The following is a 25,500-nucleotide window of genomic DNA, read 5'->3' on the forward strand; positions in this document are numbered from 1 at the left end:
GCCCGACCGCTCGGCCGTCCGACGCGCCGTCCCCTCCTGCCGGACACGCGTACGAGGGGCGCTCACGGAGAGCGCCCCTCGTGTCGCGGATCAGGTCACTTGAGGAAGGGGAGGCGCTCGACCAGGCGGGTCGCTCCCCACCAGCGGCCGAGACCCAGGGTGTCACCGGCGCTGACCAGGGCCAGTCCGATGATCAGGATCGCGTAGACCAGGTGGTCGTCCATGAAGGGGTTGTTCTCCGGGGGCAGGACCGCCGACCACATCATCACCAGCAGCGCGGCTCCCGCCGCGGCGGCGATCCGCATGCCCACGCCGAGGACGAGGGCGGCGCCGATGCCGGCCAGGCCGAGCATGAACAGCCAGTCGGCCCAGGCCGCTCCCGCGATGTCGTGGTAGAAGCCGGCGAACGGCCCGGCGGTCGCGTGCGCCAGGAACCCCTCGGTCGGGCTGCCGCCGTCGACCCACGCCTTGGCCGCGGGGGTCTCGTGGCCGAGCCCGAAGGTCTTGTCCAGGAACGCCCACAGGAAGATCCAGCCGAGCGCGAGGCGGGCGGCGGCCCACGCGTAACGGGCGGCGTGCGACTCGGTCAGCGGCTTGGGGGTCACCACCCGGATCAGGGTGTCGCGGCCCACGTGGGTCTTGTGCTCGGAGAGTGCCATCGCCACTCACCTTCCATCGCATCGATGATCTCGTCACCCATGACTCAACCCTGGATCGCCCTTGGCCTGTAGGTACGTTCGGCGCATGATCGGCGGGACCAAGGTCCCGCCTTCCGAGGGCTGGAGGGCCCGGGAGGTCCCTCCCGCGTAGGGCTTCCGCCTCTGCAGCCGTCCAGGGCGGATGCGTAGCGTCAGGGTGGAAGGAAGGTGAAGGGACGGCGTCATGGGAGCGACGACCATGCGAGCACGGACCGGCCGCTGGACAGCACGGATCGACCGCTGGCGTCGCAGTTGCGGTTTCGACCGCAACGACCTGCGGCGCCACGTGGACCGGGTCCAGTGGCGGCTCGGACTGCTCCTGCTCATCGTCTTCCTCAGCGCGACGCCGCCGCTGCTCGCCCATGCCGTCCAGGCCGCGTACGGCTCGGGCGTGCGGGCCGAGCGCCAGCAGGCCGCCACACGGCACCGCGTCGAGGCCACCATCGTGAAGGTCCAGGATCCGGGGGGCCGCCGCACGGTCACGGTCGCCTGGACCGAACCCGACGGGACCCGGCGGACCGGTGACTACACGACGTGGCGGGGAGCCGGCGTCGGGGAGCGCCTCATCCTGTGGGCCGGGCCCGACGGCGTCTCGATCACGCCGCCCCGCCGGCACGCGCAGACGGTCATCCACACCGCGGTGGACGGGACGGGCGTGGTCATCGCCACGGGGCTGCCCGCGCTCTGCCTCTACTGGCTCGTCCGGGCGCGGTGCGACCGCTGCCGCTCCCGGTCGTGGGACGCCGAGTGGGCGCGCCTCGACAACCGCATCGGCCCCTGATGCCGGCGGGACCGGTGCGTGCGGAAGATCAGGCGGGCTTGAGCGGGACGCACCAGACCAGCAGCGTGCCGCCCTCCGGGCGCCGTTCGGCGGTGCACGTGCCGCCCAGGCCCTCGGCGCGGGACTCCATGTTGCGGAGCCCGCTGCGGCGACCGCCCTCGGCGATGCCGACGCCGTTGTCCGCCACCCGCACCGTCACGTCGTCCCCGACGTCGATGGTCAGGGCCGCCTCGGTGGCGTGCGCGTGCCGGGCGACGTTCGACAGGGCCTCCCGCACGACCGCGAGGAGCTGCTCGCCGATCTCCTCGTCGACCGAGGTGTCCAGCAGCCCGTCGAGCCGCACCGAGGGCGCGAACCCCAGATGCTCCGCCGCCCTGTCGGCCAGGGAGTGCACCCGGCTGCGCAGCGACGTCTCGTCGGTCTCGGGGCCCTGCAGCGCGAAGATGGACGACCGGATCTGCCGGATGGTGTCGTCCAGGTCGTCCACCGCCCGCTGCACCCGGACGGCGACCTCCCGCTTCTGCGTGATCTTGATCGCCGCCATCAGCCCCATCGCGGTCGCGAACAACCGCTGGATGACGGTGTCGTGCAGGTCCTTGGCGATGCGGTCGCGGTCCTCCAGCAGCGCCAGCCGCTCGGCGTCCCGGCGCCGCTCGGCCAGCTCCAGGGCCACCGCCGCCTGTCCCGCGAACGCCTCCAGCAGCCGCTGCGTCCCCTCCGAGAACAGCGCCCCGCCGGGCGGGTTGACCACCGAGATGACGCCGCGCGCCGCCGACCCGAGCCCCAGCGGCACGATCAGCAGCGGGCCGATCGGCACCCGCGTGGGCAGGTTCGCATCGCGCGCCGCCTTCTCCCCGTCGGCCAGCCGCAGGGCGGTCCCCTCGGTGAACACCGGCCCGGCCACCGAGTGCTCCAGCGGCACCCGCAGCCCTTCCAGCCGCTCGGCGCCCTGTCCTCGGGCGGCCTCCACCGCGAAGTGCGCGCCGCCCTCCTCCACCAGCGCCACGGCCGCGAGGTCGGCCTCGGCGATCTCCTGCGCCCGCTGCGCCACCAGCGTGGTCACCTCGTGCGGGTCGGTGCCCGACAGCAGCGCGGTGGAGACCTCGGCCGACGCCTCCAGCCACCGCTCGCGCCGGCGGGTCTCCTGGTACAGGCGGGCGTTCTCGATCGCGACGCCGGCGGCCGTGGCCAGCGCGATCACCACGACCTCGTCCTCCTCCTCGAACTGGCCGCCGCCGGCCTTCTCCGTCAGGTAGAGGTTGCCGAACACCTCGTCCCGCACGCGGATCGGGACGCCGAGGAACGTCCGCATCGGCGGATGGTTGGAGGGGAAGCCGCTGGAGGCGGGGTGGTCCCCGAGGTCCGGGAGTCGCAGCGAGCGCGGCTCCCGGATCAGCAGGCCGAGGATCCCGTGCCCGTGCGGCCAGTGGCCGATCGCCTCGATCTCCTCGTCGCTGACGCCCACGGTGACGAACTGCACCAGGTGCTCGCCCTCTTCGCCGATGACGCCGAGCGCTCCGTAGCGGGCGTCGACGAGGGTGGTGGCCGCCTCGGTGATGCGCCGCAGCACCGACTCCAGGTCGAGTTCGCTGCCGATCGAGACCACGGCCTCCAGCAGCGCGTGCACCCGGTCCCGGGTGGACCTCGCCGCCTCCAGCCTCGACTGCAGCTCCGACAGAAGATCGTCCAGCTGCAGCTGCGGCAGGATCAGCCGTGCCCGGTCATGGCCGGCGCCCGAATCATGAACCACAGGTCCAGTATTACCCTGCCCCGGGGCGAGAAGTCAGGTCAGGGACCTTAGACCCTGATGCCCGGGCCGCCGGTGCACCACATTGGGGTCATGCACCTCGACCACAGCGGCATGGAGATCCTCGACGACGGGGAATGCCGGGCCCTGCTCGGCCGATCGACGGTCGGCCGGATCGTGTTCACCCTCCAGGCGCTGCCCACCGTACAACCGGTCAACTTCGTCTTCGACGGCGAGCTCATCGTGGTGAAGACGTCATCGGCCTCGCGGCTGGCCACCGCCGCCTCCGACACGATCGTCGCCTTCGAGATCGACGAGATCGACGCGGACGGCGGCAGGGGCTGGTCGGTGGTCACCGTGGGGCCCGCCCGCCGCGTCACCGAGCCCGGCGAGATCGCCCGGCTGTCCGCGCTCCCGCTGCGCAGCTGGGCGCCGGGCGAGCACGACCAGTTCATCGTCGTCCGGCCCCGGCTCATCACCGGCCGCCGCATCCCCGAAGCCGTCCCGCTCAGGGCTCCACGATCATGACCTCGGCGACGGGCCGGCGGACGGTGTCCAGCCCCTCGCCCTCCGGCGCCCCGATGCGCAGGAGCATCTGCGGGTAGGCGTCCCGGCAGAAGTGGGCGCGGATGAAGGCGCGCAGCTCCGGCACTTCGAGCGCCTGGGTGTGGAAGGCGGCCGCCAGGTCGCCCTCGGCCGCCCTCAGCAGCGCCCGCTGCAGCGCCTGGCCCGTGCGCAGCCAGTCGGCGGGCCCGTCGCCGTCGGAGACCAGGAGAAGCGCCACCCCCGCCGTGCTCTTCCCCTCCGGGTGCGCGGGTTCGGCGCCCCACCCCTGGCCGCGGGCGAAGTCGCGGGCGGGGAAGTTCGGGCTGGTCTCGGGAGTCCGCCTGGGGTAGGCGCCCTCCTGGACGCCGTCCTTGCGGGCCGTCCTGGGCGAGGGCGCCCAGCGGCCGATCTCCGTGGAGTACGCGGGGGTGCGGCGCTGGATGTGCTCGGCCGCGTCGGTCAGGGCGGCCAGGGCCCCCTTGACGTGCGGGTCGACCGCCTCGATCAGCCGGGCGCCCTCGCGCTCGACGTCATAGCGCATGGCCGACAGGACCCCGGCGGGGACGGTCTCGGGACGGAACGCGCCCCGATGGCTGCGCCGGCGCCGGATCTGCTCGTGCTCCCGCAGGATCTGCCGGTCCGCGGGCTCGTCGGGCTCCAGGACCACGTCGGCGAGCAGGTGCGGGCGGTCCGGATCGGGCAGCAGGCGCACGAGCGGGTCGTAGCCCTGGGCGCGCAGCGACAGCCGGAGGTTGTACAGCGCGGCGCCGCAGCTGATCAGCATCTCCCGGCCCCTCGGGTCCGCGACGCCCAGGCGGCGGTCCGGGTCGGCGCGCAGGCTGACGCGGGGGCCGCGCACGCCGAACCGCCACGGCTGGGTGTTGTGCACCGACGGCGCCCACAGCGCGTCCTCGACGGCGCGCTCTATGTCGTCCGCGATGTCCGCGGAAGTCCTGAACCTGGTTTGCATGGATCGCTCCTTCCCCTCAGCTTTCACCTCACCAGCGGCCCCCGCCCCCGCGGCAGGGCCGAAGGTCCATCCCGAAGGGGCGCAGGGACGTGTTCCGGGTCGGGACGTAGGTCCCGCGGGCGGGGGACCTCCGCGGGCTGGGGACGGGGCCGGCGGCGAGGTAGCGTCCATTCCGTCACCACCGGACCGAGGAAACGAGAGCCATGACCGCCCAGACGCCAGGGAACGCGGGGACGATCCGGGTCTTTCTGATGGACGACCACGAGGTCGTCCGCCGCGGAGTCGCCGCGCTGCTGTCCGCCGAGGACGACATCGAGGTCATCGGCGAGGCCGGCACCGCGGCCGAGGCGCTGGCGCGGATCCCGGCCGTCCGGCCCGACGTGGCCGTGCTGGACGTCCGCCTGCCCGACGGGGACGGCGTGAGCGTCTGCCGCGAGCTGCGCTCCCAGCTGCCGGAGCTGGCGTGCCTGATGCTGACCTCCTTCGACGACGACGACGCCCTCTTCGAGGCGGTCATGGCCGGGGCGTCCGGCTACGTCCTCAAGCAGATCCACGGCTCCGACCTCGTCGGCGCCGTCCGCACCGTCGCCACCGGGCAGTCGCTCCTCGACCCCCGCAGCACCGCCCGCATGCTCGAACGGCTCCGCACCCGCCAGGAGAAGAGCGACCCGCTCAAGGGCCTGACCGAGCAGGAGCGGCACATCCTGGAGCTCATCGGCGAGGGCCTGACCAACCGGCAGATCGGCGAGCGCCTCTTCCTGGCCGAGAAGACGGTCAAGAACTACATCTCGAACATCTTCGCCAAGCTCGGCATGAGCCGCCGCACGCAGGCCGCCGCCCTCGCCGCGCAGCTCAAGGCCGACGGCGCCCAGGCAAGGCAGGGGCGCGACTGAGCCCTGGCCCGGCCGGGCCTTGGGGGGGCGGCCGGGCCAGGCTTCCCCGATCACCTGCGTCCTACGGTCGCTGTCATCGCGTCCTACGGACGATGGCGACCGGGCAGTGCGCGCGCAGCAGCATCGCGTGGCCCACCGATCCCAGCAGGAGCCCGGCGAACCCCCCGTGCCCGCGGGAGCCGACGACCAGCAGGCCCGCGTTGACGGACGCGTCCGCCAGGACCTTCGCGGCCCGGCCGTTGACGGCCTCGGACACCACCTTGACGTCGGGGTACCTGGCCCACCACCCGGCGAGCGACTCGGCGAGGACGCGCTCCTCCTCCGCGGCGACCAGGGAGCGGTCGTAGACGAGAGGCTGCGTGTCGCCCCGGCCCGAAGGGACCGGGTGCGTCCAGGCGGTCAGGGCGCGCAGCCGCACCCCGCGCAGGGACGCCTCCTCGAAGGCGAAACCGACGGCGTCCGCGCCCGCCGGGGAACCGTCCACCCCGACCACGACGTCTCCACGCGGGTCCGCCTCCGGGTCCCGCGCGACCACCACCGGGCACGCCGCGTGCGCGGCGACCTGCATCGCCACCGAGCCCAACAGCAGCCCCGAAAGGCCCCCCGACCCGCGCGAGCCGGTCACGACCATCAGCGCGTCGCGCCCCTGCTCGACGAGGACCTTGGCGGGCTGCCCGCCGGTCTGCTCGCCGGTCACCTCCAGGCCCGGAACGCGGTCGCGCGCGCGGGCCACGGCGAGCTCGACGATGTCCCGGCCGCCGTCCAGCAGCTGCTCGCGGACGCGGGCGGCGCCCGGATCGGCGGGGACGTCGAACAGCCACGGCGTGACCACGTACACGACGTGCAGCGAGGCGCCGCGGCGGGCGGCCTCGTCGGCGGCCCAGTCGACCGCGAGCAGGCTCGGCTCCGAACCGTCGTCCCCGACGATGATCCTGTTCATACGGCCACGCTCCGCAGGTCGCGGGCGATGCCGGCGGCCCAGTCGCCGACGCGGTCGCGATCCCGGTAGTCCCCCGACGCCGTCCGGGCGAGCTTGCCGGCCATGAAGCCCCGGGCGTCGGGAGCCAGCCGCCCGCCGAAGGTGGCGTGGCCCCGGGCGCGGATCCGGCGGGCGTACTTGGCGACGCCGGGGACGGGGTCGATCGTGCGCTCCCGCGCGCTGTCGTCCAGCGGACCGCTGCTGAACAGCCACACCGGCCGGTGCGCCAGCGCGTCGGCGTGGTGCCGGACGAAGCGGCGCGCCTCCCGGTGCCAGCGCCCGACGTACAGGGCGCCGCCGACGACGACGGCGTCGTACCCGTCGAGGGCGTCGACCTCCCCCGCCGGGCGCACGTCGGCCTCCACGCCCGACTCGCGCAGCGCGGCGCCCGCCCATTCGGCGATCTCGGCGGTTCCGCCGCGCTCGGAGGCGTACGCCACCAGTACCCGGATCATGACGGCTCCTTCGTGTGCGGGTCGCGGTCGTGGACGACCGCGACCGGACCCGGCGCCTCGTGCAGCACGAACCTCGTGACGGCGCCGAGCAGGGTCTTCGGGGACGAACCGATGCCGCGGTCGCCGACCACGAGCAGCCTCGCGTCCCGGGCCTCGTCGGCGAGGGCGCGCCCGGCCCGCTCCAGGACGAACCGCCGCTCGACGGCGACCCCGGGGTGCGCGGCGAGAAGGGGCGCGACCGCCGCGGCGAACCGCGCCTTGGCCTGCTCCTCGAGGCCCTGCGGATCGCTGGACGGCAGCCGGTCCGGGCCCGGGAGCGCGGCGGGGTCCCACCACGCGCACACCAGCGTCACCGACGCGTGCCACAGCCCGGCCTCGCACAGCGCGAACCGCAGCGCGGCCTGGCTCGCGGGCGACCCGTCGACCCCGACGACGATCCTCTTCCCGGCCCGCGCCGGGTCGTGGGCGGGCACGACGACGACGGGACGGTCGGCGTGCGCGGGAACGTGGACGGCGGTGGAGCCGAGGGGCAGCCGGTCGAACCCGCCGGCCCCGCGGGCGCCGACCACGATCAGCTCGGCGTCCCGCGACGCCGCCAGCAGCGCGGCGGGCGGCGTGCCCTGGGACAGCAGCGGCCGCACGTCCAGGCCGGGCGCGGTCTCCCGGGCGATCCGGAGCCCGTCCTCCAGGGCGATGACGCCCATGCCGCGGACGATCTCCAGCGCCTCGTCCCCCTCCGGCCCCGCGGGATAGGGCCAGTTCCAGGCGTGGCAGACCCGCAGGGGCACGCCGCGCAGGGACGCCTCCGCCGCCGCCCAGCGCAGGGCGCGCCCGGCGGCGGGGGAACCGTCGAACCCGACCAGGACATGTGCTCCGTCCATCGTCTTCCACCTCCAGATCTCCAAGACTCACAACACCGGCGGCGGAGCGGTCAGAGGCGTGGGTCCGCCGACGCCGGGACCTTCGGCCCTGCCCCCGGCCGCGGCGTGCGGCCAGGCTGGGGGCGGCAGGAGGTGCGACGATGGACGTACGCTGCGACCCCGCGGTCGCCGACCCCGGCGGCCGCGGCCGCGGGCCCCGATGACGACGGCTCCGGCGCCCTACCGCAGGACGGCCGACGAGGTCGTGCGCGCGTTCGGCGGCGACGCCTCCGACGGGCTCTCCTCCGGCGAGGCGGCGAGGCGGCTGGAGCGCGACGGGCCCAACACGCTGCCCGCCGCGCGCGGGCGCGGCCCCGTCGTGCGGTTCCTCCTGCAGTTCAACAGCCCGCTGATCTACGTGCTGCTGGTGTCGGCGGCGGTGACCGGGCTGCTCGGCGAGCACGTGGACGCGCTGGTGATCCTCGGGGTGGTGGTCGTCAACGCCGTCGTCGGCTTCGTCCAGGAGTCGCGCGCGGAGAAGGCGCTGGGCGCCCTGGCCGCCATGGCCCGGACGGCGGCGCTGGTCGTCCGCGACGGCGCGGCCCGGCGCGTGCCGTCGGCCGAACTCGTGCGCGGCGACCTGGTCAGGCTGGAGGCCGGCGACAAGGTCCCGGCCGACCTGCGGCTGCTGCGCTCCGACGAGTTCGCGGTGGACGAGTCGGCGCTCACCGGCGAGTCGGTGCCCGTCGCCAAGGACACCGCGGCGCAAGACGAGGCCGCCCTCGCCGACCGCACCGGCATGGCCTTCTCCGGCACGCTGGCGACGTCCGGAAGCGCCGCGGGCCTGGTGGTGGCGACCGGCGCGGACACCGAGCTCGGCGGCATCCACCGGCTGGTGGAGGGCACCGGCGCGGTCCGGACGCCCCTCACCCGCAAGATCACACACTTCAGCCAGATCGTGACGGTGGCGATCCTGGCGCTGGCCGCGCTGACCTTCCTCATCGGCGTGCTCCGCGGGCGCGGCGCGACCGAGATGCTCACCGCCGCGGTCGCCCTCGCGGTCGGCGCGATCCCCGAGGGGCTGCCCGCGGTCGTCACGATCACCCTCGCGCTCGGCGTCTCGCGCATGGTCGGCCGCGGCGCCATCGTCCGGCACCTGCCCGCCGTCGAGACGCTCGGCAGCACCACCGTCATCTGCACCGACAAGACCGGCACCCTCACCCAGAACCAGATGACCGTCACCGCCGTCGCCGCCGGCGGGCGCGACTACACCGTCACCGGCGCCGGCTACGCGCCCACCGGGACGATCCGGCGGGACGGCCGGGACGTCGACGCCGCGGCCGACCCGGCGCTCAGGGAGACGCTGCTGGCCGGCCTCGCCTGCAACGACGCGCAACTGCACCGGCGGGACGGCTGGCACATCACCGGGGACCCGACCGAAGGCGCCCTGCTGACCAGCGCGGCCAAGGCCGGCGTGGACGGCGTGCCGGACCGCGTCGCCACCCTGCCGTTCACCGCCGAGCGCCGCTACATGGCCACCCTGCACGAGGACGGCGCCGTCTACGTCAAGGGCCCCGTCGAGCGGATCCTGGAGCTGTGCGAGGACGCCGCCGGTCCGGACGGCGCGCCCGTCCCGCTCGACCGAGCGGCGGTCACCGCGCGCGCCGAGGCCTACGGCGGCCAGGCGCTGCGCGTGCTGGCCTTCGCCCGGGGACGCGCCCGCGGCTCCGCGCTGGACGAACCGCCCCCGCTGACCTTCCTCGGCCTGCAGGCCATGTTCGACCCGCCCCGCGAGGACGCCGCCCGGGCCGTCCGGACCTGCCACGACGCCGGCGTCCAGGTCAAGATGATCACTGGTGACCACGCCGCCACCGCGCGCGCCGTCGGAACCCGCGTCGGGCTGGACGGCGAGGTGATGACGGGCGCCGAGCTGACCTCGGGCGTCTCCGCCGAACGCGTCCAGGCCACCACCGTCTTCGCCCGCGTCTCCCCCGAGCAGAAGCTCCGCCTCGTCCAGATCCTTCAGGACCGGGGGCACGTCATCGCGATGACCGGGGACGGGGTCAACGACGCGCCCGCGCTCAAGCAGGCCGACATCGGCGTCGCCATGGGACGCGCCGGCACCGACGCCGCCAAGGAGTCGGCCGACATGGTCCTCACCGGCGACGACTTCGCCTCGATCGAGAAGGCCGTCGAGGAGGGGCGCGGCGTCTTCGACAACCTGGTCAAGTTCATCGTCTGGGCGCTGCCGTCCAACATCGGGCTCGGGCTCGTGCTGGTCGCCGCGATCGTCGCGGGCACGGCGCTGCCCGTCCTGCCGCTGCAGGTCCTCTGGCTGAACATGACCGCGGTGCTCGTGCTCGGCCTGCCGTTCTCCGTCGAGCCGAAGGACGAGCACATCATGCGCCGCCCGCCCCGCGACCCGTCGCTGCCGCTGCTCACCCGCGCGATGACGCTGCGCGTCCTGGTGGTCTCGGCGATCCTGCTCGCCGGCGCGTTCGGCCTCCAGCACTGGGAACGCGCCCACGGCGCCACGCCGGAGGTCGCGCAGACGATCGTCGTCAACGTCTTCGCGCTGACACTGCTCACCTACCTCTTCAACTGCCTGTCGCTGGACCGTCCGCTGCTGTGGCACGGCGTCCGCCGCAACCCCTGGGTCGGCGCCAGCGTCCTGGCCCTCGTCGCCGTCCAGGCGCTCTACACCTACGCGCCCTTCATGAACGGCCTGTTCCACTCCGCCCCGCTCGGCGCCGGCGCCTGGGCGCGGATCGTCGTCATCGCCGCCGTCTCCTACGTGGTGATCGAGATTCTGAAGTACGTCCAGTCGCGCGCCGATCCGGCCCTCCGGCGCCGGGTCGGGGGACGTTCGCCCCTGCCGGCGGCAGGCGTCCCGGAGGAGTCTGGAGCCGGAGGCAATCCGTTCGGCCCGGAGGAGGAGCCATGACGCCGAGCCCACCGCTGGAGCAGCGCGCCGTCGCCGAGCTGATGAGCCGCGACCTGCTCACCATCGCCGCGGACGAGTCCGTGATCATGGCCTGGGAGCTGATGTGCCGGGCCGAGATCCACCACCTGCCCGTCACCGACGTCGAGGGCGGCTTCCTCGGCGTCCTGGACGCCCAGACCCTCACCTCGGCCTGGGACGCCGCCGTTCCCCGCGAGGCGCGCCGCCCCGTCACGGATCTCCTGCCGTCCCGGCCGCCCGCGACGGTGCGCCCGTCGGCCGCCGTCGCCGAAGCGGCCCTGGCCATGCTGGAGTCGGACCGCGACTACGTGGCGGTGACGGACGAGCACGGCGCCCTGGCCGGCCTCGTCACCGCACGGGACCTGGTCTGCGCCCTCGCCGGGGTGCACCGCGAGATCCCGGCGCGGACCGGCGGCATGCCGTCGCTGTACCGGATCGAGCCGGTACTCCCCCGCGAGACGCGGGCCCCGCACCCGGGCCGGAGCAACATCGCCCCCGACTGAACCGGCGCCGGCCGCCCGCGGCGAGGCGCGAGCGGCCGGCGGGGCGTTCCCCTCAGGCGACTCTCTGGGCGGTGTACCGGGGCGCCGGGACGATCGCGACCGAGCAGGGGGCGTGGTGCAGCATCGCCGAGCTGGTCGCCCCCAGCAGCAGCGGATCGAGGCTTCCGGTGCCGCGGTCGCCCACCACGAGCAGGTCGGCGCCGTCGGCGGCGTTCAGGAGCGTCTCGCGGGGCCGCTCCAGCAGCAGCGAGACGTCCACGTGGACCTTCGGGTACCGCCGCCGCCAGGGGTGGACGAGCCGCTCCAGCATCGCGGCCCGCGCCTGGAACAGCCTGGCCTTATCGGCGAACAGCGGCAGGTCGCTCTCGGGCACGGCGCCCGGCTCCCACGCCCCGTGCACGACGCGCAGGTCGCACTCGCGCAGCGCGGCCTCCTCGATGGCGAAGCCGACCGTCGCGTCCGCGTGCTCCGACGCGTCGACTCCGGCCACGATGAGACCGCGGTGGCCGTCGGCGCCGCGGACGGCCACCACGGGGCGGCGGGTCCGCGCCGGGAGCTCCGTCGCCGTCGAGCCCGCGGGCAGCAGGTGCCGCTCGTGCGAGCCGACCACGATCAGCTCCGCGTCGTCGGACTCGTAGACCAGCGTGTCGCACGCGGGCTCCCGCCTCAGCAGCGTGCGCACCTTCCCCTGCGCGCCCAGGTCGCGCGCCCGGCGCGCCCCCTTGCGCAGGAGGTTCTCTCCCGCCCGCTGGAGCACCGCCTGCACGCCGGCGTCCACGTGGCCGCTGGGGTACGGCCAGTGCCAGCAGTAGCACAGCATCAGGTCGAGCCCACGCAGCCGCGCCTCCTCCACCGCCCAGCGCAGCGCGGGGTCGTTCTCCTTGGTCCCGTCATAGCCGAACAAGACGTTCGACCTCTGAGCCCTCGTCAGCGCCGCCATCCGTCCACCCCTCCTCGAACAGAGGTCCCGACTTCAGTCTCGGCCGGTCCGGGCCACGGGGCACGGGCCGAAGGTCCCGCCGCGCCGGGTCGTCCGGTACTGCCGGGAGCCGAGGGGCCGATGACAGCGTGGTTGGCGGGAGTGCCCGGCCGAGGGCCCCGACGACGGTGTGAGGAGACGCCATGAGCCGGTGGATCCTGGCCTACGACGGCTACGATCCCGCGACGGAAGGGCTGCGGGAGGCGCTGTGCACGCTCGGCAACGGCTATGTCGCCACCCGGGGCGCCGCCCCCGAGTCGGCGGCCGACGGCGTCCACTACCCCGGGACCTACGTCGCCGGCTGCTACGACCGGCTCCCGACCGAGATCGGCGGGCTGCGGGCCGACAACGCCGACCTCGTCAACATGCCGAACTGGCTGCCGCTGACCTTCCGCGCCGAGGACGGCGAGTGGTTCGACCCGGACGCCGCCCTCCAGGAGGACCGGCTCCTGTCCTACCGGCAGGAACTCGACCTGCGGCGCGGCGTCCTGACCCGGCTCGTCCGCGTGCGCGACCGGGCCGGGCGGACGTTCCGCCTGGCCCAGCGCCGGATCGTCTCCATGGACGACCCGCACCTGGCCGCGCTCGAGACCACGATCGTCGCCGAGGACTGGAGCGGCACGCTGCGCATCCGGTCCGCGCTGGACGGCCGGGTCTCCAACGCCGGCGTCGAGCGGTACCGCGACCTGCCCGGAACCCACCTGACCCGCGAGGAGCCGCTGCGGCGGGACGACCGGGGGCCGCTCCTGCTGCGCGCCTCGACCGTCTCCTCGAAGATCGGCATCGGGGTCGCGGCCCGCACCCGGGTGTCGGTCCCCGCCGAGGCCTCCCGGCTCGCCGAGGACGGGTGGGCCGCCCAGGACCTGACCGTCGACGCCGCGCAGGGCGCGCACGTCACGGTCGAGAAGGTGGCGGCGGTGTTCACCTCCCGCGACCGCGCCGTCGAGGAGGCCGGGGAGGCCGCGCTGGGCGCCGCAGCGGAGGCGGGCGGCTTCGACGCCCTGCTGGAGCGGCACACCCTGGCGTGGAACCGGCTGTGGCGGCGCTGCCAGCTGAGCGTCGACCACGTCGAGGTCCAGCGCGTCCTCAACCTGCACATCTTCCATCTGCTGCAGACCGTGTCGGAGCACATCGTCGACCTGGACGTCGGGGTCCCGGCCCGCGGCCTGCACGGGGAGGCCTATCGCGGCCACGTCTTCTGGGACGAGGTGTTCATCCTCCCGTTCCTGACCATGCGGTTCCCCGAGATCGCCCGCGCGCTGCTGCTGTACCGGTGGCGGCGGCTGCCCGCCGCCCGGCGCGCCGCGGCGGCCGCCGGGCACCGCGGCGCCATGTACCCGTGGCAGAGCGCCGCCGACGGCCGCGAGGAGACCCAGCTCGTCCACCTCAACCCGCGGTCGGGCCGGTGGCTGCCCGACCACACGCACCTGCAGCGCCACGTCGGCCTGACCATCGCGCTCAACGTCTGGCGCTTCTACGAGGCGACCGGCGACGCCGAGTTCCTCGCCGAGTACGGCGCCGAGATCATGCTGGAGGTCGCCCGGTTCTTCGCCGACCTGACGGTCTACGACCGCTCCACCGACCGGTACGGGATCCGCGGCGTCATGGGCCCGGACGAGTACCACGACGCCTACCCGGGACGGGACCGGCCCGGCCTGGACGACAACGCCTACACCAACGTCCTCGCCGCCTGGCTGCTGGAGCGGGCGCTGGAGGCGCTCGCCGTCCTCCCCGAGGACCGCCGCGGGGAGCTGCGCGAACGGCTCGCGCTGACCCGCGAGGAGATCACCCGCTTCGAGGACGTGGCGCGCAAGATGTACGTCCCCTTCCACGCCGGGGTGATCAGCCAGTTCGAGGGCTACGGCGGCCTGGAGGAGCTCGACTGGGCCCGCTACCGGGAACGCTACGGCGACATCCGCAGGCTGGACCGGATCCTGGAGGCCGAGGGCGACTCGCCGAACCGCTACAAGGCCTCGAAGCAGGCCGACGTGCTCATGCTCTTCTACGTGCTCTCGCCGGGCGAGCTGGACGCCGTCCTGCGGAACCTCGGCTACGAGCACGGGCCCGAGCTCGCCGCCAGGACCATCGCCTACTACCTGCCCCGCACCTGCGACGGATCGACGCTGAGCTCGCTCGTCCACGCCTGGATCCTCGCCCACACCGACGGCGACGAGGCCTGGGGCGTCTTCCTCGAGTCGCTGTTCACCGACGTCACCGGCGTCCAGCGCGGCACCATCGCCGAGGGCGTCCACCTGGGCGCGATGGCCGGCACCGTCGACCTCGTCCAGCGCTGCCACGCCGGCGTCCGCACCCGGGGCGGCGCGCTGCGGCTGGAGCCGCGCCTGCCCCCGGCGGTCGGCGAGCTGCGCCTCGGGCTGCGCTACCGCGGCAACTGGGGCATCGACCTGACCTGCCGCCAGGACCTCGTCCGCGTCGCGCTGCGCCCCGGCGCGGCCTCCCCCATCCGCATCTCCTACGGCGCCGAGGAGATCGAGATCCAGCCGGGCGCGTCCTGGGAGAGCCCCCTGCTGGCCGGCAGGCCGCCGCCGGCCGGCGGCTGAGCCGGGCCGTTCGAAGGGCCCGGCCGGAAGGGGACGGACGGCTTCCGGCGAGGTGACCTTGGCCCCTCCCGCTCGCCGGGGGCGGAGCGGAGCATGGAGACATGAGGGAGGAAGCCATGAGGGGCGCGGACGAGGCGGCGGGCCTCACGCGAGCGGAGTGCCTGCGCCTCATGAGCACCGCCACCGTCGGCCGGATCGTCTTCACCGAGCAGGCGCTGCCCGCCGTGGCGCCGGTCGGTTTCGTCGTCGACGGCGAGGACGTGGTCATCGCGGTGCCGCGCGGTTCCCGGCTGCCGGCCGCGACCCGGGGCGCAATCGTGGCCTTCCAGGCGGACGATCTGGACGCCGCCCGCCGCAGCGGGTGGTCGGTCACCGTCATCGGGCGGGCACGGGTCGTCCGCGATCCCGGGGAGCGCGCCCGCGAGGCCCTCCGGCCCTGGACGGCCGGAGCCGGGGCGGATTTCATCCTGGTCTCCTGCCGGCAGATCACCGGTCAGCGCGTCGGGGTCTCCCCCGTCGACGCCCACGAGACCGCGGCCTGAACGACTCGGCGGCGTGACGGCGCCCGAGGCGGCTTGTGCCGCCCGTTCATCGCGTAGGGCCCGGCGAGGTGCCGGGCCCTGCGCGATGCGGCGTCCATGTCCGATGTGCGCTCAAGGATCCGATGTGCGCTCAAGGAGCGGAGGCGCCCGCGATGGGGACGACGGCGACCGGGCAGTGCGCGTGGTGGAGGAGGCCGTGCGTCACCGCGCGGCTGCGCGGCACGGTCAGGCCCTCGCGGGGATGCGAGCCGGCGATCACCAGGTCGACGTCGCGGGACGCGGCGACGAGCGCGGCGGCGGGGTTGTCCTGCACGAGGTCCTCCACGACCTCCACCCCGGGGAAGCTCTTGCGCAGGGGCGCGTGCGCCTCGATGACGCGCCACCGGGCCCGCTCCTCGAAGCGCCGGAGGTCGAGGTTCTCTCCGTGCCCGTCCAGGACCGCGGGGAACGGCCAGGCGTGCACGACGCGCAGCCTCGCCTCCCGCACGGCGGCGGCCCGGAACGCGTACTCCAGCACGGCGGAGTCGTCGCCGAGGCCGACGCCCACGGCGATCTCGCCGCGCTCGGCGGCCGGTTCGCCGCGCACCACCACGACCGGGCAGGCGGAGTGGCGGACCGCGCCCAGCCCGACCGAGCCGAGGACCAGGCCCGCGAACCCGCCGAGACCGCGGCTGCCCACCACCACCTCGAACGCCTCCTCCGAATGCTCGGCCAGTGCCCGGACGGTGCGCGCGGACGCCAGTTCCAGGCTCACCGGCACCTCCGGCCGCCGGGCGTGCGCGACGCGCTCGGCGGCGGCCAGCACCTCCTCGCCCTGCCGCGTCAGCGAGACCACCTCGCCGGGGGCGGTGTTGAGCGGCACGTCGAACCCCCACCGCTCCACCGCGTGCAGGATCCTCAGCGCGCGCCCGTACCGGGCGGCCTCATCGGCCGCCCAGGCCACGGCCCGTTCGGAGGGGACGGAGCCGTCGGCTCCGACGATGATCGGATCGGACATGGTCAACTCCTCCTCGCTTCTCCCCGGCGGACGTCCCGCCGGGCGGCGCCGGTCACCGGTCGATGGGCACCACGACCACGGGGCAGTGCGCGTGGTGCAGGACCGCGTGGTTGACCCGGCCCAGCGCCATGCCGATCCGGCCCGTCCGGCGGGCGGCTCCGACCACCACCAGGGCGGCCGACCGCGAAGCCTCGACAAGGGCCTGGGCCGCCGCGCGGTCCGAGACGAACTGCTCGACCCGGACGTCCGGATGGTGCTCGCGCAGCCCGGCCAGGGCCTCCGACAGCTCCAGGTCCTCCATCACGCGCCTCCGGGGGGACCCGAACTCGCCGCCCACGGCGTGCAGCGCCAGGATCGCGGCGCCGCGCGAGGCGGCCTCCTCGAAGGCCCAGCCGGCCATGGCGCTCTCGCCGGGGCGGTCCTCGACCCCGACCACGACCCGCGCCGGGGCCTCGGCGGGGTAGGGCGTCTCATGCGGCACCACGAGGACGGGGCACCGGGCGTGCGCGGCGGTGTACAGCCCGACCGACCCGAACAGCAGGCCCTCGAACCCGCCCAGACCGCGCGATCCGACGGCCACGAGCGCCGCGTGCTCGCTGCCCTCCACCAGCGCGCCGCCCGGGTCCGTCCGTTCCAGCCGCGTCGCGACGTCGAGGTCGGGATGCACCTTCAGCGCGTACTGGCGCGCCTCGGCGAGCAGGTCCTCCCGCTCGGCGACCAGCCGGCTCAGCGCGTCCCTGGGGATCACCCCGTCGTCCACCAGCGCGCGGGACGCGTGCACCAGCTCCAGCGGCCGGCGGTGCCGGACGGCGTAGTCGGCGGCCCAGTCGAGGGCCCGCCAGGCGTGGGCGGAGCCGTCGACGCCCACGATGATCTGGGTCCGCATGGCCTCTCCTTTCCGGGTCGTCTCGCCGCTCGCCCGCACGGCGCGGCGGTCGCGGACGGCCGCACGGGGTTCAGCGGGTCAGGACGACCTTGAGGGCGCCGGTGTGAGCGGGGTCGGAGAAGACGTCGTAGGCCTTCGGGAACTCGTCCAGCGCGAAGTGGTGGGTGACGAACCGTCCGGCGTCCAGCTGGCGGCCGGCGACGAGCCGGAGCAGGGTGGGCGTGGAGAAGGTGTCCACCAGTCCGGTGGTGATGGTGATGTCCCGGATCCACTGCTCTTCGAGGTGCAGCGCGGCCGGAGCGCCGTGCACGCCGATGTTGGCGACGTGCCCGCCGGGGCGGGCCAGCGCGACGGTGAGCTCGAATGCCTCGGGGACGCCGACGGCCTCGATGGCCACGTCGGCGCCGAGGCCGCCGGTCATCTCGCGGACCGCCGCCAGGGCGTCCTGCCGGGAGTTGTTCACCGTGGCGTCGGCGCCGAACTGCTTGGCCGCCTCCAGCCGGCTGTCGGCCAGGTCGATCGCGACGACGTGGCTCGGGCTGAACAGCCGCGCCCCCATGATCGCCGCGAGCCCGATCGGCCCGGCGCCCACCACCGCCACGACGTCGCCGGGGCGGACGGCGCCGTTGAGCACGCCGACCTCGTAGCCGGTCGGCAGGATGTCGGCCAGCATCAGCACGTCCTGGGCGGGCACGCCCGGCGGCAGCGGGTGCACCGAGGTGTCGGCGAACGGCACCCGGACGTACTCGGCCTGCGTCCCGTCGATCCTGTGCCCGAGGATCCAGCCGCCCCCGCCCAGGCACTGCCCGTAGCGGGCCTCGCGGCAGAACCGGCACGTGCCGCACGCGGTGATGCACGACACCAGCACCTGGTCGCCCGGCTTGACCGTTCGCACGCCGGGACCGACGGCCTCGACCGTGCCGACCGCCTCGTGCCCGAGGATCCGCCCGTCGGTCACCGCCGGGACGTCTCCCTTGAGGATGTGCAGGTCCGTGCCGCAGATGGTCACCGCGTCCACCCGCACCACCGCGTCGCCGTCCGCGACGATCTCGGGCTTGGGCACGTCCTCCCAGGACTTCCGGCCGGGCCCGTGGTACACCAGCGCCCGCATGGCGAGCCTCCCTCATCGTCCTCAGGTTCGCTACCAGAGTCGATCTCGGGGCGCTGCCGGCGGCAGGGCCTAACGTCCCGTGGCGGGGGCCTAACGTCCCGGCGCGTCCGGCGCCGCGGGCGTCGCGAGGCCCGGCGCGTCACCGGGCTCGGTCTCGCCCATGTCCAGCCGGAACGGCGGGTAGCGGTCGGTCATCAGGAAGGCGTAGCCGGCCACCCGCAGGACCCACCGGTCCATCCCCATCACGAACGGGAAGACGCTCCGCAGGTAGCTCCCGGTGAACAGCAGCGCGACCGCGGCGACGAGCACCAGCAGGCCGACCACGCCCGGCGAGTTCCAGTTCTCCCCGCCCATGCCGCCGCCGGTGAACAGCGAGACCACCAGGTAGTGCGGGATCGCCAGCAGCCACCACTTCACCAGCACCAGCCCCCGCGACAGAGGCCCGGGGTAGTCGATGCGCAGCCGGGCCGGGTAGTCCGGGACGTCGCCGAGCGTGAACGGCGGGTACCGGTCGGTGCCCAGGGCGCCGTACCCGTAGAACGCCACCCGCCACGCCCAGCGCAGCACCCCGACGTCGAACTCGAAGATCGACCGCGGGTAGCGGCCGGTGATCAGGATCGCGAAGAACGCGACCACGGTGAGCACGGTGAACGCGATCCCCAGGAAGAACAGCACGATGTAGTGCGGGATCAGCAGCAGCCACTTCACCAGCCACAGCCACCGCGACAGCGGCTCCTCCAGCCGTCCCCCCACGTGGACCGGCATGTCCCGGCCGTCCATCTCGTCCTCCCTCAGCCGAGCGTCCGGCGACCCGGTGCCACCGGGCATGTCCTAGGACCACGGTCGGCTTCCGCGCCGCGGCGGCGTAGGGAGGAACGTCCGCACCCCTCAGGGACCAAGGTCCGGGGGCGCCCGGCGCCTACGGGCTCAGCGGCACATCGAGGCGATGAGGTCCGGGAAGTGCGGGAACTCCGCCCGCGCGGCGGCCACGACCTCGGCGGGCGAACGGCGGCCGGGGGCGTGGCGCTCGGCGATCGCGCGGAAGGCGTCGTTCGGCTCCTCGGGGGACTCGGGGTCCTCGAACGCCTCCCCGGGCCCGAGGCCGGCGGCGAACAGCCACAGCAGGTCGCCGAGATCGCGCGCGATCACGCCGCGGTCGCCCTCGGAACCGATGTAGACCACGGGCTGGCCGGTGACCGGCACGCCGGGCCGCACCAGCCAGAAACCGGCGTAGTCGCCCGCCCCGGTCGAGCCGAAGAAGCGGAACACGCCGCCGTCCGCCTCCGGGTTGCCGGTCCAGAGGCGGAACCACCACGCCGTCTTCGCCGGGTCCTCGAAGCCGTCGTACATCTCGAAGTCGCAGCCGCTCGCCTCGTCGGTCTCGTCGTCCCATTCCCATTCGAAGCCGATCGCGGCCACCTCGGCGAGAGCGGCGGGCAGCGCGAGTTCCCCAGGCGTGTTCGTCACCCCGGCAGGCTAAGCGATCTTCGCGCGTGCCGGGGCGGAAGCCGCGGATCAGCGCGCGGGCGGGGCCGCGCGGCCGGCGCCCACCCGGAACCGGTCGGGGGCCGGGCGCTCGTCCGACGCCGCTTCGGCGATGATCCGGCCGAGCAGCGGCGCGAACTTGGCGCCGTGCCCGGAGCACGGCGAGGCGACCGTGATCCCGCCGGCGCCGTCGACCACGAAGTCCTCGGTGGGGGTGTTGGTGAACAGGCAGGTCGTCTCCGCGTAGGGCTCGGGGACGACCCCGGGCAGAGCCTGCCGGACGTAGGCGACGATCCGCTCGCGGTTGGCCGGGTCGACCGCACCGGTCTGGGCGGCCGCGCTCCGGATCGGCCGTCCGCCGTTGAACTCGGCCACCTTCTGGCCGCTCCGGCCGTCCGGGAGGGCGGCGTCGCGGCCGCCGGGCAGGCCGTAGACCAGCGTGTCCGACTCCTTGTGGATGAACGTCGGCCACGGCTCCCCCGGATCGTCCCGGTAGGGGAAGTGGTAGGCGTTCTCCTGCATCACCTGGAGCGGCGGGAACGCCGCCAGGAGCGAGTCCGGCAACCCGAGGCCGCCGAGCAGGTCGGGCAGCCAGCCGCCCACGGCGACGACGACCTTCTCGGCCTCCTCCGCCCGCCCGTCCACGCCCACCACCCGGTGCCGGGTGCCCACCCGCTCGACGGCCGCCACCGGGCGGCCGGTCTCGACCCGGGCGCCCTCGGCCTCCGCCAGCCGCAGCATGGCCGCCACCGCGGCCTCCGCGTCGACCACCCCGGCGTCCGGGTGCCACAGCACCTCGCCGCCGCCGAAGCGGAACTGCGGCCAGCGCGCGGCCGCCTCGGCGGCGGTCAGCAGCTCGTGCTCGACGCCGACCCTCGCGAGCACCGCGGCGAGCGCCGCCGGGTCACGGCCCGCCCCGGCGTCCAGGGAACCCGTGCGGGTGACGAGCCGCTCCCCGGACGAACGCTCCAGCTCCTGCCATTCGCGCCGTGCGTCGACGACCATCTGGGCGTAGAACGGGTCGGCGTAGCCGTACCGGAGGATCCGCGCGGACCCGTGCGAGCTGCCCTCGGCATTGGCCGGCGTGCGGCCCTCCAGCACCGTCACCTCATGCCCTCGCCGGGCCAGCTGCCAGGCGCTCGCGGCACCGACGAGGCCAGCCCCGACGACGACGTACGTGCCCATCGTGATGCTTCCTTCCGCCGTGGACCGGATCATCACCGTAGGCTGGCGCGGTGGACAGCGATAGGTTCGTCGCCGGATTCGACTACCCGATGTTCGTGGTGACGGCCGCCGATCCCGGCGCGGGGACGCGGGCGGGCTGCCTGGTCGGGTTCACGACGCAGACCAGCATCGAGCCGTTCAGGTTCCTGGTGTGCCTGTCCCGCCGCAACCGGACCTACCGCGCGGCCGAGAGGGCGTCGGTGCTGGCCGTGCACGTCCTCGGACGCGGTGAGGACCAGCGGGAACTGGCGGCCCTGTTCGGAGAGCGGACCGGCGACGAGATCGACAAGTTCGCCCGCTGCTCCTGGCGGCCGGGCCCCGAGGGCGTGCCCCTGCTCACCGGCGTCCCCCGCCGCATGGTCGGCCGGATCGTGGAGCGCACCGAGCTCGGGGACCACGCCGGGTTCCTCCTGGCCCCGATCGACGTGACGATCGAGGCCGAGGCCGACCCGCTCACCTTCCAGGCCCTGCCCGACCTGGATCCGGGCCACGAGGCGGGCTGACGGTCCGCTCCTCCCTCCGGCTGCCGCGCGGCAGGGTGACGGCCATGATGCTGCTCGGCGTGTCCAGCTCAATGCGGTGCCAGCGGCCGCGCGGGACGATGGCGGCGCTCCCGGCCGTCAGCCTGATCACCTCCTCCCGCGGACCCGGCTCCTCCAGGCGGAGGCAGAGGCGGATCTTCCCGATGAGGCAGGACACGACCTCCTCGGCCTCGGGGTGGACCTCCCACCGGTCGGCGTGGACGTCGGCGTTGGTCTTCGCGTGGAAGACCGTCACCCGCCACCCGTCCCGCTCGGGGCTCCAGGCGCGCGGCGCGGTCGAGATCCCGCCGCCGCGGTCGAGGTGGAGGAAGCAGGTGGAGAGGTCGATCGGAGTAACGGTCATGACGGGACGTCCTTTCAGTCCTGGACGGTCAGCAGGTCGCGGTCGTCGAGCCGCTCGGCCATTGCGGGCGGGGCGGTGCGGCGCAGCACGGTGAGGGCGATGAGGGCGGCGGCCATCAGGAGTGCGGCGCCGAGGGCGAGGCCGAGCGCGTACCCGTCGTTGAGGGCCGCGGGCGTGGAGGCGCCGCCGGTGCGGTGCTGCGCGGCGGTGCCGAGGGCGGCCAGGCCGAGGGAGGCGCCGATCTGGCGCGAGCTGTTGAGCAGCGCCGAGGCGGTGCCGGTCTCCCGGGCCGCGACGCCCCCGGTGGCGACGGACACGAGCGGCGCCAGGCAGAGCCCGAAGCCCACCCCGGCGACGATCGAGGGCCCCAGCACGTCGGCGGCGAAGGCGCCGTCCGCACTGATCATGCCGAACCAGGCGAACCCCGCCGCCGTCAGCAGCCCGCCGGCGACCAGCAGGGTCCGTGGGGCCGACCGGTAGCCGAGCTTGACGGCCAGGACCGACCCCGCGGCCACTGCCAGCGCGAACGGCAGGAACATGGTCCCGGTGAGCGCCGCTCCGTGCCCGAGCACCCGCTGCAGGTAGAGCGACATGAAGTAGAAGGACGAGGCCATCGCGGCGCCCACCAGGAGGTTGAAGGCGTTGGCCCCGGCCACCGAGCGGTTGGAGAACAGCCCCAGCCTGATCAGCGGGTCGCGTGCGGTGGTCCTCTCCTGGCGGAGGAACGCGGCCAGCAGCGCGGCGGCGACGGCCAAGGTCGTCAGGGTGACGGGCGAGGTCCACCCGTGCCGGTCCGTGCGCACGATCCCGAACACCAGCAGGCTCATCCCCGCGGTGGCCAGGACGGCGCCGAGGACGTCCGGACGGCCCCTGCGGTCCGGGGGCGGACCGGCGGCGACCCCGCGCCAGGCCAGCGCCAGCGCGCCGGCGGTCATCGGCACGTTCACCAGCATCACCCACCGCCAGCCGGCGTACTCGGTGAGCACGCCGCCGATCAGGACGCCGAGCGCGCCCCCGGCGGCGTTCGTCGCGCTCCAGATCCCGAAGGCCCGGACCCGCTCCCGGCCCGAGGGGAACGTCGCGGTCAGCAGCGCCAGCGCGGCCGGCGCCAGCGCCGCCGCGCCGACGCCCTGGGCGGCGCGGGCGGCCACGAGATGGCCCGGCGCCTGGGCCAGGCCGCCGGCGAGGGACGCCAGGCCGAACAGGACGAGCCCGAGCAGGAGGACGGGTTTGCGGCCGTACCGGTCGGCGGCCTTGCCCCCGAGCAGGAGCAGCCCGCCGAAGGAGAGGGCGTAGGCGTGGATGACCCAGGTCACCCCGACCGCGCCGAACCCGAGGCCGGCGGCGATCCGCGGGAGCCCGACGTTCACCACCGACAGGTCCAGCGACACCATGAACTGCACGACGGCCACCGCGGCGAGCGTGAGCCCGGGGCGGATCCCGCTTCTGTCTTCGATCGTGTGCATGCCTGACATCGTGGTGTTCGAGCAGGTCAGCGCACATCGAGCGGGAGATGGCCTTTCCACTGACGCCCGGAGCGTACGTTCAGTGCTACTACACCGCGAGATGTAGTGATTTCTCCGCCGTTCCGCCGAGGAATCTGGATGGAAACGGTCTTAATCTGCACGGATGAGCTCCATGAACGGGTGGCGGCCGCTCGTCCAGGACGGCCTGCTCGCCGTGGCGATGGCCCTCTTCCTGTCGGTCGTCGTGGCCATCACCCCGCACGCGGGGGCGCTCGACCTGGCCGCGGCCCTGGCGGGCTCGCTCGCGCTCGTCGCCTGGCGGCGGGCGCCCCTGGCGGCACTCGTCGTCAGCGCGGTCTGCATGCTCGCGCTCGCCGCCCACGTCCGGCCGGGCCCGGCGGCCGCCTTTCCCGTCATCGTGGCGGTGTTCGCCGCTTTCCGGGCGGGCCACCGGGTCGCGACGGCGCTGGTGGGCACGGCCTTCCTCGGCCTCGGCCTGATGGTGCGGCTGCCCAGCGCCGACGGGTCCCTGCGCGATCTCCAGAGCCTCTCGCTGCTGGTCGGGTGGTTCGCGGCGGCCGGGGTGACCGCGACGGTGACCCGGCACCGGCAGGCCTACCTGGAGGAGGCCGAGCGGCGGGCCGCCGAGGCCGAGCGCACCCGCGAGGAGGCCGCCCGGCGCCGCGCCGGCGAGGAGCGCCTGCGCATCGCCAGGGAGCTGCACGACTCCCTCACGCACAGCATCTCGATCATCAAGGTCCAGGCGGGGGTGGCCGTCCACCTGGCGCGCAGGCGCGGCGAGGACGTGCCGCCCGCGCTGCTGGCCATCCAGGAGGCCAGCGGCGACGCCATGCGCGAGCTGCGCGCCACGCTGGAGGTGCTGCGCGACGCCGACCGCTCCGACGGCGAGTCCCTCGCCAGCGGCCTCGACCGGCTCGACGACCTGGTGGAGCGGGCCCGCTCCATCGGGCTGCCGGCCACGGTGACGATCTCCGGCACGCGGCGCGACCTGCCCGCCGAAGTGGACCGGGCGGCCTACCGGATCGTCCAGGAGGCGCTCACGAACGTCTCCAGGCACGCGGGCGGCGCCGCCGCCGCGGTGCGCGTCGACTACGCGACCGGGGAACTGGTCGTGCAGGTCGACGACGACGGCGAGGCCGACCCGGACGCGCCGCCCGTGCCCGGCACGGGCCTGCTCGGCATGCGCGAGCGCGTCGCGGCGCTCGGCGGGCGGCTGCGGGCCGGGCCCCGCCCCGAGGGCGGCTTCACCGTGCGCGCCGAGCTTCCCCTGGGAGATCCCTCGTGATCCGCGTGCTGCTCGTGGACGACCAGGCGCTCATCCGCGGCGGCTTCCGGGCCCTGCTGGAGAACGAGGACGACATCGAGGTGGTGGCCGAGGCCGCCGACGGCGAGCGGGGCGTCGCGCTCGCCGCCGAGCACCGGCCCGACGTCGCCCTCGTCGACATCCAGATGCCGGTGATGGACGGCATCGAGGCGACCCGGCTGATCGTCGCCGACCCCCGGCTGAGCGGCGTCCATGTCGTGATCCTCACCAACTACGGCCTCGACGAGTACGTCTTCAACGCGCTGCGCGCCGGGGCCTGCGGTTTCATGGTCAAGGACACCGAGCCCGAGGACCTGGTGCAGGGCGTCCGGGTCGCGGCCCGCGGCGACGCGCTGCTGTCGCCCGCGATCACCCGCCGTCTCATCGGCGAGTACGTCGCGCGCCGCCCGGAGCCCGCCCCCGAGGGGCTCGGCATGCTCACCAGGAGGGAGCGCGAAGTCGCCGTCCTGGTGGCCCGGGGCCTGTCCAACGACGAGATCGCCGCCCACATGGTGATCAGTCCGGCCACCGCGAAGACGCACGTCAGCAGGGTGCTGGCCAAGCTGCGCGTCAGGGACCGCGCCCAGCTCGTCGTGTTCGCCTACGAGTCGGGCCTCGTCACCCCGCGGCGCGCCTGAGCCCGCCG

25 protein-coding genes are annotated in these 25,500 nt (G+C 74.6%); 10 read left to right on the forward strand and 15 right to left on the reverse strand.

Going from position 1 to position 25,500, the window contains the following annotated elements:
• Positions 1-95 precede the first annotated feature (95 nt).
• Complete coding sequence (locus tag AB0C87_RS17400; protein ID WP_345172040.1) at positions 96-659, reverse strand: hypothetical protein; 564 nt, start codon at positions 657-659, stop codon at positions 96-98.
• Positions 660-897: 238 nt separating this feature from the next.
• Between AB0C87_RS17400 and AB0C87_RS17405 the strand changes: the two genes are divergently transcribed.
• Positions 898-1,479 carry a hypothetical protein gene (locus AB0C87_RS17405; protein ID WP_353834447.1) on the forward strand — a complete coding sequence of 194 codons (582 nt, stop codon included), beginning with the start codon at positions 898-900 and terminating at the stop codon, positions 1,477-1,479.
• A gap of 28 nt (positions 1,480-1,507) precedes the next feature.
• Here AB0C87_RS17405 and AB0C87_RS17410 read toward each other — a convergent pair whose 3' ends face one another.
• Positions 1,508-3,229 carry a GAF domain-containing protein gene (locus tag AB0C87_RS17410; RefSeq protein ID WP_353834446.1) on the reverse strand — a complete coding sequence of 574 codons (1,722 nt, stop codon included), beginning with the start codon at positions 3,227-3,229 and terminating at the stop codon, positions 1,508-1,510.
• Positions 3,230-3,319: 90 nt separating this feature from the next.
• Between AB0C87_RS17410 and AB0C87_RS17415 the strand changes: the two genes are divergently transcribed.
• Entirely contained in the window at positions 3,320-3,754 is a 435-nt protein-coding gene (locus AB0C87_RS17415; protein ID WP_345172034.1) for a pyridoxamine 5'-phosphate oxidase family protein, read from the forward strand.
• Here the strand turns inward: AB0C87_RS17415 and AB0C87_RS17420 are convergent.
• Complete coding sequence (locus AB0C87_RS17420) at positions 3,735-4,742, reverse strand: hypothetical protein (RefSeq protein ID WP_360578419.1); 1,008 nt, start codon at positions 4,740-4,742, stop codon at positions 3,735-3,737. The genes AB0C87_RS17415 and AB0C87_RS17420 overlap by 20 nt on opposite strands.
• A 203-nt stretch (positions 4,743-4,945) precedes the next feature.
• Between AB0C87_RS17420 and AB0C87_RS17425 the strand changes: the two genes are divergently transcribed.
• The gene (locus AB0C87_RS17425; RefSeq protein WP_345172030.1) at positions 4,946-5,635 is read left to right on the forward strand and encodes a response regulator transcription factor; all 690 of its coding nucleotides are present in this window, start codon (positions 4,946-4,948) and stop codon (positions 5,633-5,635) included.
• A 73-nt stretch (positions 5,636-5,708) separates the two neighbouring features.
• On the opposite strand, the gene AB0C87_RS17430 is transcribed toward AB0C87_RS17425, so the two are convergent.
• From AB0C87_RS17430 to AB0C87_RS17440, 3 genes are read right to left on the reverse strand one after another with little or no spacing between them, the layout of a single operon-like run.
• Positions 5,709-6,575 carry a universal stress protein gene (locus tag AB0C87_RS17430; RefSeq protein WP_360578421.1) on the reverse strand — a complete coding sequence of 289 codons (867 nt, stop codon included), beginning with the start codon at positions 6,573-6,575 and terminating at the stop codon, positions 5,709-5,711.
• The gene (locus AB0C87_RS17435) at positions 6,572-7,069 is read right to left on the reverse strand and encodes a flavodoxin domain-containing protein (protein ID WP_345172026.1); all 498 of its coding nucleotides are present in this window, start codon (positions 7,067-7,069) and stop codon (positions 6,572-6,574) included. Before AB0C87_RS17435 ends, AB0C87_RS17430 begins: the two co-directional genes overlap by 4 nt.
• Positions 7,066-7,950 carry a universal stress protein gene (locus AB0C87_RS17440; protein ID WP_360578423.1) on the reverse strand — a complete coding sequence of 295 codons (885 nt, stop codon included), beginning with the start codon at positions 7,948-7,950 and terminating at the stop codon, positions 7,066-7,068. Before AB0C87_RS17440 ends, AB0C87_RS17435 begins: the two co-directional genes overlap by 4 nt.
• 199 nt (positions 7,951-8,149) lie before the next feature.
• On the opposite strand from AB0C87_RS17440, the gene AB0C87_RS17445 reads away from it, so the two are divergent.
• Positions 8,150-10,873 (forward strand): HAD-IC family P-type ATPase, encoded by a 2,724-nt coding sequence (locus tag AB0C87_RS17445; protein ID WP_353834441.1) that lies wholly within the window; start codon positions 8,150-8,152, stop codon positions 10,871-10,873.
• Positions 10,870-11,394: a CBS domain-containing protein gene (locus AB0C87_RS17450; protein ID WP_345172020.1), complete on the forward strand. Its 525-nt coding sequence runs from the start codon at positions 10,870-10,872 to the stop codon at positions 11,392-11,394. The genes AB0C87_RS17445 and AB0C87_RS17450 overlap by 4 nt, the downstream gene beginning before the upstream one ends.
• A gap of 52 nt (positions 11,395-11,446) precedes the next feature.
• Here the strand turns inward: AB0C87_RS17450 and AB0C87_RS17455 are convergent, their stop codons facing one another.
• A complete protein-coding gene (locus AB0C87_RS17455) occupies positions 11,447-12,298 on the reverse strand; it encodes a universal stress protein (RefSeq protein WP_360578425.1) in 852 nt (283 codons plus the stop codon).
• Positions 12,299-12,516: 218 nt separating this feature from the next.
• Here AB0C87_RS17455 and AB0C87_RS17460 point away from each other — a divergent pair, with 218 nt between their 5' ends.
• Positions 12,517-14,934, forward strand: a complete 2,418-nt coding sequence (locus AB0C87_RS17460; RefSeq protein ID WP_360578427.1) for a glycosyl hydrolase family 65 protein — start codon at positions 12,517-12,519, stop codon at positions 14,932-14,934.
• A 101-nt stretch (positions 14,935-15,035) separates the two neighbouring features.
• Complete coding sequence (locus AB0C87_RS17465) at positions 15,036-15,476, forward strand: pyridoxamine 5'-phosphate oxidase family protein (RefSeq protein ID WP_360578429.1); 441 nt, start codon at positions 15,036-15,038, stop codon at positions 15,474-15,476.
• 130 nt (positions 15,477-15,606) lie between these two features.
• Here AB0C87_RS17465 and AB0C87_RS17470 read toward each other — a convergent pair whose 3' ends face one another.
• From AB0C87_RS17470 to AB0C87_RS17495, 6 genes are all read right to left on the reverse strand, one after another.
• Entirely contained in the window at positions 15,607-16,473 is an 867-nt protein-coding gene (locus AB0C87_RS17470; protein ID WP_345172012.1) for a universal stress protein, read from the reverse strand.
• A 52-nt stretch (positions 16,474-16,525) separates the two neighbouring features.
• Positions 16,526-17,359, reverse strand: a complete 834-nt coding sequence (locus AB0C87_RS17475) for a universal stress protein (RefSeq protein WP_360353188.1) — start codon at positions 17,357-17,359, stop codon at positions 16,526-16,528.
• A gap of 70 nt (positions 17,360-17,429) precedes the next feature.
• Positions 17,430-18,470 carry a zinc-dependent alcohol dehydrogenase family protein gene (locus AB0C87_RS17480; RefSeq protein ID WP_360578431.1) on the reverse strand — a complete coding sequence of 347 codons (1,041 nt, stop codon included), beginning with the start codon at positions 18,468-18,470 and terminating at the stop codon, positions 17,430-17,432.
• A 90-nt stretch (positions 18,471-18,560) separates the two neighbouring features.
• Positions 18,561-19,250: a DUF4389 domain-containing protein gene (locus tag AB0C87_RS17485; RefSeq protein ID WP_360578433.1), complete on the reverse strand. Its 690-nt coding sequence runs from the start codon at positions 19,248-19,250 to the stop codon at positions 18,561-18,563.
• A gap of 147 nt (positions 19,251-19,397) precedes the next feature.
• On the reverse strand, positions 19,398-19,937 hold the full coding sequence (locus AB0C87_RS17490; RefSeq protein ID WP_360578435.1) for an SMI1/KNR4 family protein: 540 nt from the start codon (positions 19,935-19,937) through the stop codon (positions 19,398-19,400).
• A gap of 48 nt (positions 19,938-19,985) precedes the next feature.
• Entirely contained in the window at positions 19,986-21,140 is a 1,155-nt protein-coding gene (locus AB0C87_RS17495) for an FAD-dependent oxidoreductase (protein ID WP_345172003.1), read from the reverse strand.
• 50 nt (positions 21,141-21,190) lie between these two features.
• Between AB0C87_RS17495 and AB0C87_RS17500 the strand changes: the two genes are divergently transcribed.
• The gene (locus AB0C87_RS17500; protein WP_353834434.1) at positions 21,191-21,682 is read left to right on the forward strand and encodes a flavin reductase; all 492 of its coding nucleotides are present in this window, start codon (positions 21,191-21,193) and stop codon (positions 21,680-21,682) included.
• Here the strand turns inward: AB0C87_RS17500 and AB0C87_RS17505 are convergent.
• Together AB0C87_RS17505 and AB0C87_RS17510 are read right to left on the reverse strand one after the other, a co-directional pair.
• The gene (locus tag AB0C87_RS17505) at positions 21,633-22,064 is read right to left on the reverse strand and encodes a cupin (RefSeq protein WP_360578437.1); all 432 of its coding nucleotides are present in this window, start codon (positions 22,062-22,064) and stop codon (positions 21,633-21,635) included. The genes AB0C87_RS17500 and AB0C87_RS17505 overlap by 50 nt on opposite strands.
• 14 nt (positions 22,065-22,078) lie before the next feature.
• A complete protein-coding gene (locus tag AB0C87_RS17510; protein WP_360578439.1) occupies positions 22,079-23,530 on the reverse strand; it encodes an MFS transporter in 1,452 nt (483 codons plus the stop codon).
• Positions 23,531-23,693: 163 nt separating this feature from the next.
• Between AB0C87_RS17510 and AB0C87_RS17515 the strand changes: the two genes are divergently transcribed.
• Complete coding sequence (locus AB0C87_RS17515; protein WP_360578441.1) at positions 23,694-24,836, forward strand: histidine kinase; 1,143 nt, start codon at positions 23,694-23,696, stop codon at positions 24,834-24,836.
• Entirely contained in the window at positions 24,833-25,492 is a 660-nt protein-coding gene (locus AB0C87_RS17520; protein WP_360578443.1) for a response regulator transcription factor, read from the forward strand. Before AB0C87_RS17515 ends, AB0C87_RS17520 begins: the two co-directional genes overlap by 4 nt.
• The last annotated feature ends 8 nt before the right edge of the window (positions 25,493-25,500 follow it).

Source organism: Actinomadura sp. NPDC048021 (genome assembly GCF_040653135.1).
GTDB lineage: Bacteria > Actinomycetota > Actinomycetes > Streptosporangiales > Streptosporangiaceae > Spirillospora > Spirillospora verrucosospora.